At 68.5% G+C, this 12,732-nt stretch carries 12 protein-coding genes; 8 read left to right on the top strand and 4 right to left on the bottom strand.

Annotated features, from left to right (window positions below; genetic code table 11):
- Positions 1–18: 18 nt before the first annotated feature.
- From CGUA_RS02960 to CGUA_RS02970, 3 genes are read left to right on the top strand one after another with little or no spacing between them, the layout of a single operon-like run.
- Positions 19–468: a PH domain-containing protein gene (locus tag CGUA_RS02960; protein ID WP_290197573.1), complete on the top strand. Its 450-nt coding sequence runs from the start codon at positions 19–21 to the stop codon at positions 466–468.
- The gene (locus CGUA_RS02965) at positions 465–1,796 is read left to right on the top strand and encodes a PH domain-containing protein (RefSeq protein WP_290197575.1); all 1,332 of its coding nucleotides are present in this window, start codon (positions 465–467) and stop codon (positions 1,794–1,796) included. The genes CGUA_RS02960 and CGUA_RS02965 overlap by 4 nt, the downstream gene beginning before the upstream one ends.
- Positions 1,793–2,437: an MOSC domain-containing protein gene (locus tag CGUA_RS02970; RefSeq protein ID WP_290197577.1), complete on the top strand. Its 645-nt coding sequence runs from the start codon at positions 1,793–1,795 to the stop codon at positions 2,435–2,437. The genes CGUA_RS02965 and CGUA_RS02970 overlap by 4 nt, the downstream gene beginning before the upstream one ends.
- Here the strand turns inward: CGUA_RS02970 and CGUA_RS02975 are convergent.
- A complete protein-coding gene (locus tag CGUA_RS02975) occupies positions 2,421–2,888 on the bottom strand; it encodes a tRNA (cytidine(34)-2'-O)-methyltransferase (protein WP_290197579.1) in 468 nt (155 codons plus the stop codon). The two genes, CGUA_RS02970 and CGUA_RS02975, sit on opposite strands and share 17 nt — an antisense overlap.
- Before the next feature lie 25 nt (positions 2,889–2,913).
- On the opposite strand from CGUA_RS02975, the gene CGUA_RS02980 reads away from it, so the two are divergent.
- The 5 genes from CGUA_RS02980 to CGUA_RS03000 all read left to right on the top strand — a co-directional run bounded on the left by CGUA_RS02980 (position 2,914) and on the right by CGUA_RS03000 (position 7,696).
- Complete coding sequence (locus CGUA_RS02980; RefSeq protein WP_290197582.1) at positions 2,914–3,750, top strand: bifunctional methylenetetrahydrofolate dehydrogenase/methenyltetrahydrofolate cyclohydrolase; 837 nt, start codon at positions 2,914–2,916, stop codon at positions 3,748–3,750.
- Positions 3,725–4,066 (top strand): DUF3017 domain-containing protein, encoded by a 342-nt coding sequence (locus CGUA_RS02985; protein ID WP_290197584.1) that lies wholly within the window; start codon positions 3,725–3,727, stop codon positions 4,064–4,066. The genes CGUA_RS02980 and CGUA_RS02985 overlap by 26 nt, the downstream gene beginning before the upstream one ends.
- Positions 4,067–4,238: 172 nt before the next feature.
- Positions 4,239–5,201, top strand: coding sequence for an iron uptake transporter permease EfeU (efeU, locus tag CGUA_RS02990; RefSeq protein WP_290197586.1), 963 nt, complete (start codon positions 4,239–4,241; stop codon positions 5,199–5,201).
- The gene (gene efeO, locus CGUA_RS02995) at positions 5,198–6,442 is read left to right on the top strand and encodes an iron uptake system protein EfeO (RefSeq protein ID WP_290197588.1); all 1,245 of its coding nucleotides are present in this window, start codon (positions 5,198–5,200) and stop codon (positions 6,440–6,442) included. The genes efeU and efeO overlap by 4 nt, the downstream gene beginning before the upstream one ends.
- Positions 6,443–7,696, top strand: coding sequence for a Dyp-type peroxidase (locus CGUA_RS03000; RefSeq protein WP_290197590.1), 1,254 nt, complete (start codon positions 6,443–6,445; stop codon positions 7,694–7,696).
- Here the strand turns inward: CGUA_RS03000 and metX are convergent.
- From metX to CGUA_RS03015, 3 genes are all read right to left on the bottom strand, one after another.
- On the bottom strand, positions 7,693–8,838 hold the full coding sequence (gene metX, locus CGUA_RS03005; RefSeq protein ID WP_290197592.1) for a homoserine O-acetyltransferase MetX: 1,146 nt from the start codon (positions 8,836–8,838) through the stop codon (positions 7,693–7,695). The two genes, CGUA_RS03000 and metX, sit on opposite strands and share 4 nt — an antisense overlap.
- Before the next feature lie 79 nt (positions 8,839–8,917).
- Positions 8,918–10,240, bottom strand: a complete 1,323-nt coding sequence (locus tag CGUA_RS03010) for an O-acetylhomoserine/O-acetylserine sulfhydrylase (protein ID WP_290197594.1) — start codon at positions 10,238–10,240, stop codon at positions 8,918–8,920.
- A 302-nt stretch (positions 10,241–10,542) separates the two neighbouring features.
- Entirely contained in the window at positions 10,543–12,708 is a 2,166-nt protein-coding gene (locus CGUA_RS03015) for an NADP-dependent isocitrate dehydrogenase (RefSeq protein ID WP_290197595.1), read from the bottom strand.
- Positions 12,709–12,732: the final 24 nt, after the last annotated feature.

Raw genomic sequence — 12,732 nt, forward strand, 5'->3', positions numbered from 1 at the left:
CCCATGCAGGAACAGCCCATGAACAGCGTCTCTCCCGCACTCACGCTGGTCCGGTACCTCGGGGAGTTGCCCTGGTGGGTGATTTTCGCGGTGGTGGGCGCCGTCCTGGCGGTCAGGGTCAGCCCCTGGTGGTGGTTCGGCGCGGCGTTCTTCCTCGTCCTCTTCCTGTGGCGGCTCTGGCTCATCCCGGCCCAGGTGCGGCTGCTCGGCTGGCGGGAAACCGAGGACGAACTGCTGCTCACCCGGGGCAGGCTGTGGCACCGCTTCACCGTCGTGCCTTATGGCCGCATCCAGTTCGTCGACGTCACCGCCGGGCCAGTCGAGCGGGCCTTCGGGCTCAAGAAACTCAAGCTGCACACTGCCTCGGCGACGACCGACACCACACTGCCGGGACTGACGGCCGCCGAGGCCGACGCGCTGAGGGAAAGGCTGACGGTCATGGCCCGCGAGAGGATGAGCGGACTGTGAGGCGGGTCCACCGGCTCACCCCGCTGCTGCGCTTCTGGACGGTCATCCTCGCGCTGCTCGCGGTCGTGGTGCTCAACTTTGCCGAGATGATCGCCGAACCCGCGCTGGAGTTCTTCCGCGGCGGCGACGTCGCGCCGCTGGCGGTGGGCCTGGGCGTGTTCGTCCTGGCGTGCGTCTGCGTGTGGGCGGTGTCCTGGTTCTGGTGGAAGGCCACCGGCTACGAGCTGCGCGAGGAGGAACTGGCCCTCCAGCGTGGCGTGCTCTCGCGCCAGCTGCGCACCGCCCGCTACGACCGCATCCAGGCCGTGGACGTGGTCGAGTCGGTGATCGCGCGGATCTTCCGGGTGGCCACGGTGCGGGTGGAGATCGCCGGCGGCGCCTCCTCGGCCATCGAGATCGCCTACCTGGACCGCGGCGTCGCCGAGGAGCTCCGTCGCGAACTGCTCGGCCGGGTCCAGTCGCGGCCGGAGGAGCCGGCGGGGGCGGCGGGGGCGGTCGACCGCGCCGATGAGGGGCTGCGGGTCCCGTTGGCCCGGGCGCTGGCGGGGGCGGGGCTGCAGTGGTCCTTCCTGCTCGGCCTGGCGTTCACGCTCTTCTTCCTCACCTCACCGCTGCCGACAGCCACGGCGCTGGCGGCCGTGGTCGGCATCCTGCCCGGCCTGTGGGCGCAGATCGACGCCAGCTGGAAATTCACGGCCACCCACGACACGGAGCAGGACCTCCTCAACCTCTCCTACGGGCTGGCCGACCGGCGTCGGCAAGCGATTCCCCTGGCGAGGATCCACGGCGTCCGCGCGTACCAGCCGATGCTGTGGCGCCCCTTCGGCTGGTGGCGCGTGACGGTGACGGTGGCCGGGTACGGCGCCGAATCCAACAAAAAGTCGGGCACCTCGCGGATCCTGCCAGTCGGGACGCGGGAGCAGGCCATGGACGTGCTCACGGTGGTCACGGACCTGAGCCGGGAGGAGCTCGAGACCCGCGCCCGCCCAGAAGGCCACGCACGCCCCGACTTCACATCGCCGACACGGGCACGCCTGGTCTCCCCGGTGGATCTGTCCCAGCAGGCCGTGACCATGCTCGGCGACGTCGCGATCACCCACACCGGGAGGCTGTCGCGTTCCGTCGCCATCATCCACACCTCCCACATCCAGGAACTCACGCTCCGCCGCGGCCCGCTCCAGCAGCTGCTGCGGTTGTGCTCGGTGCGCTTCGACCTGGTGGCGGGGCCGGTGCGGATGGCGGGACACGACCTCGACGTCGACGAGGGACACGCGCTGTTGCAACGCCTGCGCACCCGCGAACTGCCGTCGTACCATGGGCCACTATGAGGCGCGTGAAATCCACCAACATCGCCGTCCCGCACGACTGGAACGGGCGGGTGACGGGCATCGACAAGCGTCCGGCGCCGGTGCTGTCGATCAGCGCGCCGGGACCGAACTACGGCGACGGCTCGGGGGTGGCCGGGGACGTCATCGGCGACGAAGAGCACCACGGCGGGGCGCACAAGGCGGTCTACGCCTTCGCCCGCGAGGAGCTCGACTGGTGGGAGGCGGAGCTGGGCCGCGAGCTTGCCGACGGCACCTTCGGCGAGAATCTCACCACCGAGGGAATCGTCCTCACCGATCTGCTCATCAACCAGCGGGTGCGTATCGGCACCGCGCTGCTGGAGGTGTCGGTGGCGCGGACCCCGTGCCGCGCCTTCGCCGAGTGGATGGACGAGGAGGGCTGGCTCGGGCGCTTCATCGCCCGCGGCGACTCCGGCGCCTATTTCCGGGTCATCGAACCCGGCGAGATCCGCGCCGGGGACGGCATTGAGCTCGTCGACGAGCCGGCTCACGGGATCACCATGGGCATGGCCTACCGCGCCAAGCTGGGGGACCCGGAGGTCGGGCCCGTCGTCACGCGCGCCAGGGTCCTGCCGCCGATTCACCAGGAGCCGCTGGAGCGGCGCTTCACACCCCGCCCGTGAAGCCGAGCTGACGCCACGCCTCGAACACGGCGATGGCGGCGGAGTTCGCCAGGTTGAGGGAACGCCGCGCCGGCACCATCGGGATGCGCACCTCCTGCGTGACGCGCGGGTGCGCCAGGTGCTCGGCGGGCAGCCCGGTCGGCTCGGTGCCGAAGAGCAGGGCGTCGCCGGGCCGGAACTCGACGTCGGTGAACCATGTGTCGGCCCGCGTTGTGAAGGCGAAGATGCGCCCCGGCAGCTGCTCGAAGCAGGCGTCGACGTCCGGGTGGATCCGCAGGTCCGCCAGGTCGTGGTAGTCCAGGCCGGCGCGTTTGAGGTTCTTGTCCTCGAAGTTGAACCCGAGCGGTTCGATCAGGTGCAGCGAGGAACCCGTGCACGCGGACAGGCGGATCGCGTTGCCCGTGTTGGAGGGGATCACCGGGTTGTCGAAGACGACGTGTAAGTCACTCACGGTCCATCAGTCTAGGATGGGGTCCGTGACTGCGATCAAACTGGACGGAAACCTGTACCGCGACGAGATCTTCGAGGACCTCAAGGCCCGCGTCGACAAGCTGGAGAAGAAGCCGGGCCTGGCCACGGTTCTCGTCGGCGACGACCCGGCGTCCCACTCCTACGTGAAGATGAAGCACCGCGACTGCGAACAGCTGGGCATCACCTCCATCCGCAAGGACCTGCCCGCGGACATCACCCAGGAGGACCTGCTCGCCGTCATCGACGAGCTCAACGCCGATGACGACGTCACCGGCTACATCGTCCAGCTGCCGCTGCCGAAGCACCTCAACGAGAACGAGGTGCTCGAGCGCATCGACCCGGCCAAGGACGCCGACGGCCTGCACCCGGTCAACCTGGGCAAGCTGGTCCTCAACGAGCCGGCCCCGCTGCCGTGCACCCCCAACGGCGCGATCCACCTGCTGCGCCGCTTCGGCGTCGAGATCAACGGCGCGAAGGTCGTCGTCATCGGCCGCGGCGTCACCGTCGGCCGTCCGATCGGCCTCATGCTCACCCGCCGCTCCGAGAACGCCACCGTCGTCCTGTGCCACACCGGCACGAAGGACCTGGCCAAGGAGACCCTCGACGCCGACATCATCGTCGCCGCCGCGGGCAGGCCGCACATGCTCACCGCCGACATGGTCAAGCCGGGCGCGGCCATCCTCGACGTGGGCGTCTCCCGCCTCGACGGAAAGCTCGCCGGCGACGTGCACCCGGACGTCTGGGAGGTCGCCGGCGCGATCTCTCCGAACCCGGGCGGCGTCGGCCCGCTGACTCGAGCATTCCTGGTGCGCAACGTTGTCGAACGCGCTGAACAGGTCTAACCTCTCGCTCGACAACCCCCATGACCTGGGCAACCGGCCCTCGGCGCTGCCGACGTGGCTGCAGTGGGCCATGGTGGCCGTGTTCCTCGGGATCATGGCGTTGTCGGGGGTGTGGGCGATCACCGAGCACTGGCGCCGCGCGACTTTCGCCCTCGGCGTCGGCGTGATCTGGCTCGGCGCCGTGCGGGCGGTGTGCGATTCGACCATCGTCGGCGTCCTGGCCGTCAGGTCGAAGCGCTTCGACGTCGGCTTCAGCCTCGTCCTCGGCGGGCTGATGGCGTGGCTGTCGGCCTCCGTCGACGCGCTGGGGAGCTGAGCCGCCAAAGGTGACCACCGGCTGAGGATCCGGGTGAAACCCTGACCCCACCCTGCCCAAGAAATTGGGTGGGGTGGATCACTTTCTGCTGCGCGTCGATATTTTCTGGAATTAAGGTTACCCTGCCCTCACTAAGGAGGGCCTAACCTCAATTCGGGAAGGGTTCGCGCCCGTGTTCTTCGCCTCGCTCCTCATCGGCATCCGGGAAGGCCTGGAAGCTGCACTGATCATCAGTATCCTGCTGGCCTACGTACAGAAACAGCAGCGGCCGGACCTGCGCGCACCGATCGGGCGCGGCGTGACCCTGGCTCTGGCCCTGTTAGCCGCCCTCGGTGCCCTCTTCACCTTCGGTCGCTCCTCGCTGACCTTCCGTGCCCAGGAGATCGTCGGCGGCGTCATGTCCCTGCTGGCCGTGGTCATGATCACCGGCATGATCTTCTGGATGTTCAAGCTCGGCGCCACCATGAAGAAGGACCTCGAGGCCAGCGCCAGCACCGCGATCGCCGCCGGCGGCGCCGCCCTCTTCTGGGTCGCCTTCCTCGCCGTGGCCCGCGAAGGCCTCGAAACCACCCTCATGCTCTGGGGCTGGATGACCAGCCCCGCGGCGCTGATCGGCGCACTGGTCGGCCTGGCCGTCGCCGCCGCCCTGGGGTACCTGCTCTACCGGGGCATCCTCAAGATCCGGCTCTCCTCGTTCTTCACCTGGTCCGGGGCCCTGCTCATCGTCGTCGCCGCGGGCATCCTCGCCTACGGCGTTCATGACCTCCAGGAGGCGGCGCTCCTGCCCGGCCCCTTCTCCGGCGCGCCGATCGCCCCCACGCACCCGCGCACCGGGGAAGTGCTCACCGGCTTCGCCACCTACCCGTTCTGGCTGGCGTCCTTCCCCTTCGGCTGGGCCTTCAACATCGAGAACGTCATGGACCCCGCCGGCGTGCTGGCCGCCTTCCTCAAGGGCACCGTCGGCTTTGAGCCGCAGATGTCGTGGCTGCAGATCATCGCCTGGGCCTGCTACCTGCTCGTCGTGGTCCCGGCGTTCGTGCGGAAAGTCCGCGCCACCCGGCGTCCGAAGCCCCGTAGTCCCGGCACCCCCACCACCCAGATCCTCACCGAACGCGTCAAGGAAACCACCGCATGAAGCACCCCGCACTCATCCTCACCCTCTCGGCCGCGACGTTCGCCCTGGCCGCCTGCACCGGGAGCTCCCCCACCGGTGCCGTCGAGGTGGCCTCCACCGCCGAGGCATGCACAGTCTCCACCGATTCCGTGGAGAGCGGAAGCCACACCTTCGCCATCACCAATGAGGGCGAGCAGGTCACCGAGTTCTACATCCTGGGAGCGGACGGACTGCAGATCGTGACCGAACGCGAGAACATCGCCCCGGGCGACACCGTGGAGCTGGCCGTCTCCCTGGCTCCGGGTGACTACTACACCGCCTGTAAGCCGGGGTTGCGAGGGGCAAACGTGGGACAGGCCGCGTTCACCGTCACCGGCGATCCGATTCCCGTCGACACCTCCGAGCAGGAACGTTATGGCCAGGTCGTGACCTCCTACGTCGACTTCGTCCGGGCCGAGGTCGACGCGCTCGTCCCCGAGGTCAACGAGTTCGCCGACGCCTACGCCGCGGGCGACGACGAGGCCGCCCGCGCCCGGTACGCCACCGCAAGAGTGCACTACGAGCGCATCGAACCGCTGGCCGAGGCGCTCGGACCCCTCGATCCGCGCATCGACTTCCGCGAGGTCGACTACCTCGCCGAGGCCGAGCTGCTCAAGCAGGACGATCCCACCTTCGACCAGTGGCTCGGCTTCCACCGCATGGAAAAGGACCTCTGGCCGCCGACTGAGGACGAGCGCAACGCCGACGGCGCTCCCGCCCGCGAGGGCTGGACGGAGTCGACCCCGCAGCAGCGCCAGGTCGTCGCGGAGACGCTCAAGGCGGACGTCGCGGCACTGCGCGAGACCGTCAACGACGAGAAGTTCATCGCCGACCAGGGCATCAACGTCAGCACGGTCTCCAACGGTGCGATCGGCCTGCTCGAGGAGGTCGCCAAATCGAAGGTCACCGGTGAGGAAGACTGGTGGTCGCACACCGACCTCTGGGACTTCCAGGCCAACGTCCAGGGCGCCCGCGCGGCGTTCGATCTGGTGGCGCCTATCGCGCAGGATAAGGGAGCCGAAGGGCAGGAACTCGTCGAGGGCATCACCACCCAGTTCGAGGAGATGCAGACCCTGCTCGACGAGTACGGCAGCCTGGAGGAGGGCTTCGTCCTCTACGACCAGGTCGACGCCGGTCAGCAGGCTGAACTGACCCGACAGCTCGACGCGCTGCGCGAGCCCCTGGCGCGCCTGACCGGCACCGTGCTGGGAATCGAGGCCTAGATGAAGCTCAACCGTCGTCAGTTCTTCGGCGGGGCGGCCGCGGTGGGCGGCGCGGGTCTGATCGGCGGCTGCGCCCGGCCGACGCCGACTCCGGCCGAGCCCGGCGACCTCATGTACCCCTTCGAGGGCGAGCACCAGGCGGGCATCGTCACTCCGGCCCAGGACACCCTCCACTTCGCGGCCTTCGACCTCGACGAGTCCGCCACCGGTGAAGATCTCGCGAAGCTCATGCAACGCTGGAGCGACGCCGCCCGGCGCCTCGTCGTGGGTGGGGAAATGTCTGCCAGGGGCGCCTTCGGCGGCGGACCCAACTTCCCCCCGGACGACTCCGGCGACGCCTTCGATCTCGGCCCCCACGGGCTGACGGTCACCTTCGGCTTCGGACGCTCCCTGTTCGTTGGCGGCGACGGTCGGACCGATCGTTTCGGACTGGCCGGGCGCATGCCCCGGGACTTCGAGGACATGTCCGTCATGGTCAACGACTTCATCGTCCCGGAACGCTCCCACGGGGATCTGTGCATCCAGGCCTGCGCCAACGATCCGCTGGTCAGCACACACGCCATCCGGAACCTCACGCGTCTGGCGGTGCCGGATGCGGTGCTGCGCTGGTCACAACGCGGATTCGGCCGCTCGTCCTCGACGTCGACGAGCCAGCAGACCCCGCGCAACCTCTTCGGGCAGAAGGACGGGACCAACAACCTCAAGGCGGAACAGCCGCAGCTGCTCGACGACCACGTCTGGATCCCCGCCACCGGCAATCCCGCGAGCGACTGGGCCGTCGGCGGCAGCTACCTCACCGCCCGACGCATCGCCATGTCCGTGGAGATCTGGGATTCGCTCCAGCTGAGCGAACAAGAGCGGGTCACCGGCCGTGCGAAGGCGAGCGGCGCCCCGCTGTCCGGCGGGGGTGAGTTCGACGCGCCGGACTTCACGGCCGTCAACGAGCGGGGCCGCCCGCTCATCGACGCTGAATCCCATGTCGCTCGCGTCCACCCCGACCACAACGGCGGCATCCGGATGCTGCGCCGCGGTTACGACTACATCGACGGCAACGATGACCAGGGCCGACTCGACGCCGGGCTGTTCTTCATGGCGTACACGAAGTCGCCGGGCCGGGTGGCGGCGGTGCACCGGAACATGGCGCGCGACGCCATGTTCACCGAATACCTGAAGACGACCAACACTGGCGTCTACCTCATCCCGCCCGGGGTGGGCGGCGAGGGTTTCATCGGGGAGGGTCTGCTCCGGGCCTAGATAATCCAGGCGCCCTCGGGGTCGTGCCCGAAGCCGTCGGTGGGCTCGCGGCCGTCGTTGACCAGGGAGATGAACCGGCGCAGTAAGCGGTCCATCTGGCGGTCCTCGGTGAGGAACGCGTCGTGGCCGACGGGGGAGACCAGCTTGTGCATGCTCAGCACGTTGCCGAGGTTGCGGGAGAGGTGCTCCTGCTGGTGGAAGGGGTAGAGGATGTCGGTGTCGACGCCGATGACCATCGTCGGCACCTTGATCGAGTAGAGCGCCTGGTTCAGGGTGGCCCGGCCGCGGGAGACGTCGTGGCGGTTGAGCGCCTCGGTCAGGGCCACGTAGCTGCCGGCGTCGAAGCGCTCGACGAGCTTGCGGCCCTGGTAATCGAGGTAGGAGTCCACGGCGAAGCGCTGGCTCGGATCGCGGAACTCGCCGAGCGGGTTTTCGCCCTGCTGCGCGGTGGTGCCGAATCTTTCATCGATCTCCATCTCGCCGCGGTAGGTCAGGTGCGCGATGCGCCGTGCCGCGGCCAGCCCGGTGACCGGGCCCTCGCACACGCCGTAGTAGTCGCCGCCGTGCCAGTCCGGGTCGCGGGTGATCGCCGAGATCTGCGCGGACTGGATGCCGATCTGCCAGGCCGAGGCCCGGGCGGAGACCGCGATGACGCACGCCGCGTCCAGGGCATCCGGGTACATCGCGGCCCACTCGAGTGTCCGGGCGCCGCCCATGGATCCGCCGATGACGGCGTGCACGCGGTTGATGCCGATGGCGTCAAGGAACTGCTTCTCGACGCCGACCTGGTCCCGGATGGAGGTGGCCGGGAAGCGGGATCCCCACTTGCCGCCGTCGGGGTGCTCGCTGGCGGGGCCGGTGGTGCCGGAGCAGCCGCCGATGACGTTGGTGCAGATGACGCACCAGCGCTCGGTGTCGAGCGCCTTGCCCGGGCCGATGAGCCCGCCCCACCACTCGGCGGCGTCGGTGTCACCGGTCAGGGCGTGCTCGATGAGGATGACGTTGTTGGTGTCCGCGTCTCCCTGGAACGTGCCCCACCGCTGGTAGGCGATGGTGATGTCGAGGATCGTGCCGCCGGCTTCGGTCTCGTAGTCGCCGATGGGTTGGTAGGCGAGGAGGCCGGGGGTGGCGAGGTCAGGCATGAAGGTCCCCTCCGGGGGCGAGACGCGACGGCCCGGAACCGCCGGGCCGCCGTGTCTGTCGAAAAATGGGTGCTGGTGCTTAGAGCGCGTTGAACGCGCCCTCGAGGTCGGCGATGATGTCGTCGACGTTCTCGATGCCGACGGACAGGCGGATGGTCGCCTGCGAGATGCCGGCGCGGGCCAGGCCGTTCTCGTCGGACTGGGAGTGGGTGGTCGAAGCCGGGTGGACGACCAGGGAGCGCACGTCACCGATGTTGGCGACGTTGGAGTGCAGCTTCAGGGCGTCGATGAACTTCCAGGCCGCGGTGCGGTCGTTCTGGTCGCCCGTGAGGGTGAAGGCCAGGACGGAGCCGGTGTAGTCCAGGCCCAGCTTCTCCTTCGTGGCGTACCACGGGGAGTCCTTGAGGCCGGCGAAGTTGACGGCTTCGACCTTCGGATGGGCGGCCAGGTACTCGGCGACCTTGACGGCGTTCTCGTTGTGGCGCTCCACGCGCAGGGAGAGGGTGTCCAGGCCCTGCAGGACGACCCAGGCGTTGAAGGGGGACAGGGCCGCGCCGGTGTCGCGCAGCCAGCCGACGCGGGCTTTCAGGGCGTAGGCCGGCGCGCCCAGGTCGGCGTACTTGAGGCCGTGGTAGGCCGGGTCCGGGGTCACGAACTGCTCGAAGACGGGTGCGCCGTCGCGCTCGACGGTCCAGTCGAACGTGCCGCCGTCGACGAGCACGCCGCCGATGGAGGAGCCGTTGCCGGTGTAGAACTTGGTCAGCGAGTTGACCACGATGTCGGCGCCGAGCTCGAGCGGGCGGACCAGGGCGGCGGTGGCCATGGTGTTGTCGACGATCAACGGCACCTGGTTGGCGTGCGCGACCTCGGCGATGGTCGGGATGTCGAGGACGTCGGCCTGCGGGTTGCCGAAGGTCTCACCGTAGAAGGCGCGGGTGTTGGGCCGCACCGCGGCCTGCCAGGACGCCGGGTCGTCCGGGTTCTCGACGAAGGTGAAGTCGATGCCCAGTCGCTTGAGGGTGACCTGGAAGAGCGTCTCCGTGCCGCCGTAGAGGCGCGGAGAGGTGACGATGTGGTCGCCGGCGCCGGCCAGGTTGAGGATGGCGGCGGTCTCGGCGGCCTGGCCGGAGGCGAAGGCCAGCGCGGCGACGCCACCCTCCAATGAGGCGATGCGCTCCTCGAGCGCGCCGACGGTCGGGTTGTTCAGGCGGGTGTAGATGAAGCCGCCCTCGGAGAGGTTGAAGCGGTTCGCGGCGTTCTCGGCCGAGTCGAACACGTACGACGTGGTCATGTGGATGGGCTCATTGCGGGAGCCGTGGGCGCCGTCCAGGCCGCTGCCGGCGTGGATGGATCGGGTCTCGAAAGCCCAGTTGGCGGCGTTGGAGTTGTCGTACTTGGCCATGGCTTCAACCTTTCGTGGGGAGCAGACTGCCTCCAGAGTAGAAATAGCGTTCACGTTGCGCAAACAGCTCTGTCTAGTTCACCCAAAACCCCAGGCACCGCGATTGAATAAAAATAGACAGAGCTGTTTCCGGGCAGTGGCAAAGGCCCCGGGAACACCCTGGTCGGCCGGGGCACCCCCCGAAGCTCCGGCCGACGCCCGTGTTCCCGGGGCCTTCACCTACTTAGACCGCCCTCGCCCGCGGAAGGTTCCGGGGAAAAGGGGACGGCCCCGGAGAGTCTCCGGGGCCGGGCCTGTCGCGCCTACTTCAGCGCGGCGAGGATGTCGTTGAACTTCTCGACCGGGCGCATGACTGCGGCGGTCTTCTCGTCGTTGGGTGCGTAGTAGCCGCCCAGGTCGACCTCCGTGCCCTGGACGTCGAGCAGCGCCTGGTTGATCTCCTCGGCGTTGTCGGCCAGTTCCTTGGCGATCTCGGTGAACTTGCCGGCCAGCTCGCTGTCCTCGGTCTGGGCCGCGAGCGCCTCGGCCCAGTAGGTGGCCAGGAAGAAGTGGGAGCCACGGTTGTCGTTCTCGCCGACCTTGCGCGACGGGGACTTGCCCTCGTCGAGCAGCTTCTCGGTGGCGGCGTCGAGGGCGTCGGCGAGCACGCCGGCCTTCTCGTTGCCGTTGGTGTTCTTCTCGTGGCGGAAGGACTCGGCCAGGGCCAGGAACTCACCCAGGGAGTCCCAACGCAGGTGGTTCTCCTCGACGAGCTGCTGGACGTGCTTCGGGGCGGAGCCACCGGCGCCGGTCTCGAACAGGCCGCCGCCGGCCATCAGCGGGACGACGGAGAGCATCTTGGCGGAGGTGCCCAGCTCGAGGATCGGGAAGAGGTCGGTGTTGTAGTCACGCAGGACGTTGCCGGTGACGCCGATGGTGTCCTCGCCGGCGCGCATGCGCTCGACGGTGATCTTGGTGGCCTCGACGGGGGAGAGGATGGAGATGTCCAGGCCCTCGGTGTCGTGGTCCTTGAGGTACTTCTCGACCAGGGTGATCAGCTGGGCGTCGTGGCCGCGCTCCGGGTCCAGCCAGAAGATGGTCTTCATGCCGGACAGGCGGGCGCGGTTGACGGCCAGCTTGACCCAGTCCTGGATCGGGGCGTCCTTGGTCTGGCAGGCGCGCCAGATGTCGCCGGCCTCGACGTCGTGCTCGATGAGCACGTCGCCGGCGGCGTTGCGGACCTGGACCTTGCCGTCGGCGGCGATCTTGAAGGTCTTGTCGTGGGAGCCGTACTCCTCAGCCTTCTGGGCCATCAGGCCGACGTTCGGGACGGTGCCCATGGTGGTCGGGTCGAAGGCGCCGTTGGCGCGGCAGTCGTCGATGACGACCTGGAAGACGCCGGCGTAGGAGGAGTCCGGGATGACGGCCAGGGTGTCCTGGGTCTGGTCGTCCTTGTTCCACATCTTGCCGCCCGCGCGGATCATGGCCGGCATGGAGGCGTCGATGATGACGTCGGAGGGGACGTGCAGGTTGGTGATGCCCTTGGCGGAGTTGACCTGGGCCAGTGCCGGGCCCTCGGCCATGGCCTTGTCGAAGGCGGCGCGGATCTCGGCGCCGTTGTCGAGGGAGTCGAGGCCCTCGTAGATGGCGCCCAGGCCGTTCTCACCGTTGAGGCCGGCGGCCTGGAGCTGCTCGCCGTACTCGGCGAAGACGTCGGCGAAGAAGGCGCGGACGATGTGGCCGAAGATGATCGGGTCGGAGACCTTCATCATGGTGGCCTTCATGTGTGCGGAGAAGAGGATGCCCTCCTCCTTGGCGCGCTTGACCTGGGCCAGGAGGAACTCGTCGAGTGCCTTGGCGGAGATGAAGGTGCCGTCGATGACCTCGCCCTCGAGGACCTTGAGGTCGGACTTCAGGACGTCCTCGGAGCCGTCGGCCTTGACCAGCACGATGGAGAGGTTGTCGGCGGCCGGCAGGACGACGGACTTCTCGTTGTGGCGGAAGTCGTTGGCGTCCATGGTGGCGACGTTGGTCTTGGAGTCGGCGGACCACTCGCCCATGGAGTGCGGGTTCTTCTTGGCGAAGTTCTTAACCGCCTGCGGGGCGCGGCGGTCGGAGTTGCCCTCGCGCAGGACCGGGTTGACGTTGGAGCCGATGCAGGCGGCGTACTTGTCCTTCGCGTCCTCGTACTCCGGCAGGTCGTAGCCCTTGGCCTGGAGTTCCTTGATGGCGGCCTTCAGCTGGACCTGCGATGCCGAGATGTTCGGCAGCTTGATGATGTTGGCCTGCGGGGTCTTGGCCAGCTCACCGAGCTCGGCGAGGGCGTCATCGTGGTGGCCGAACTGGGCGAGGATGCGGGCGGCCAGCGAAATGTCGCGGGTCTCGACGTTGATTCCTGCGACGGAGGCGAAGGCCTCGACGACCGGCTTGAACGAGTAGGTCGCCAGCAGCGGTGCTTCGTCGGTTCGGGTCCAGATGATGGTGCTCATTGTGCTCCCTAATGGGTTATCGGT

Origin of the sequence: Corynebacterium guangdongense, from assembly GCF_030408915.1 — a bacterium.
GTDB lineage: Bacteria > Actinomycetota > Actinomycetes > Mycobacteriales > Mycobacteriaceae > Corynebacterium > Corynebacterium guangdongense.

Excerpts from the sequence above, each read along its gene's own strand:
- CGUA_RS02960 (WP_290197573.1), top strand. The coding sequence starts at position 19 with ATGAACAGCGTCTCTCCCGCACTCACGCTGGTCCGGTACCTCGGGGAG.
- CGUA_RS02970 (WP_290197577.1), top strand. The coding sequence starts at position 1,793 with ATGAGGCGCGTGAAATCCACCAACATCGCCGTCCCGCACGACTGGAAC.
- efeO (WP_290197588.1), top strand. The coding sequence starts at position 5,198 with ATGAAGCACCCCGCACTCATCCTCACCCTCTCGGCCGCGACGTTCGCC.
- CGUA_RS03000 (WP_290197590.1), top strand. The coding sequence starts at position 6,443 with ATGAAGCTCAACCGTCGTCAGTTCTTCGGCGGGGCGGCCGCGGTGGGC.
- metX (WP_290197592.1), bottom strand. The coding sequence starts at position 8,838 with ATGCCTGACCTCGCCACCCCCGGCCTCCTCGCCTACCAACCCATCGGC.
- CGUA_RS03010 (WP_290197594.1), bottom strand. The coding sequence starts at position 10,240 with ATGGCCAAGTACGACAACTCCAACGCCGCCAACTGGGCTTTCGAGACC.
- CGUA_RS03015 (WP_290197595.1), bottom strand. The coding sequence starts at position 12,708 with ATGAGCACCATCATCTGGACCCGAACCGACGAAGCACCGCTGCTGGCG.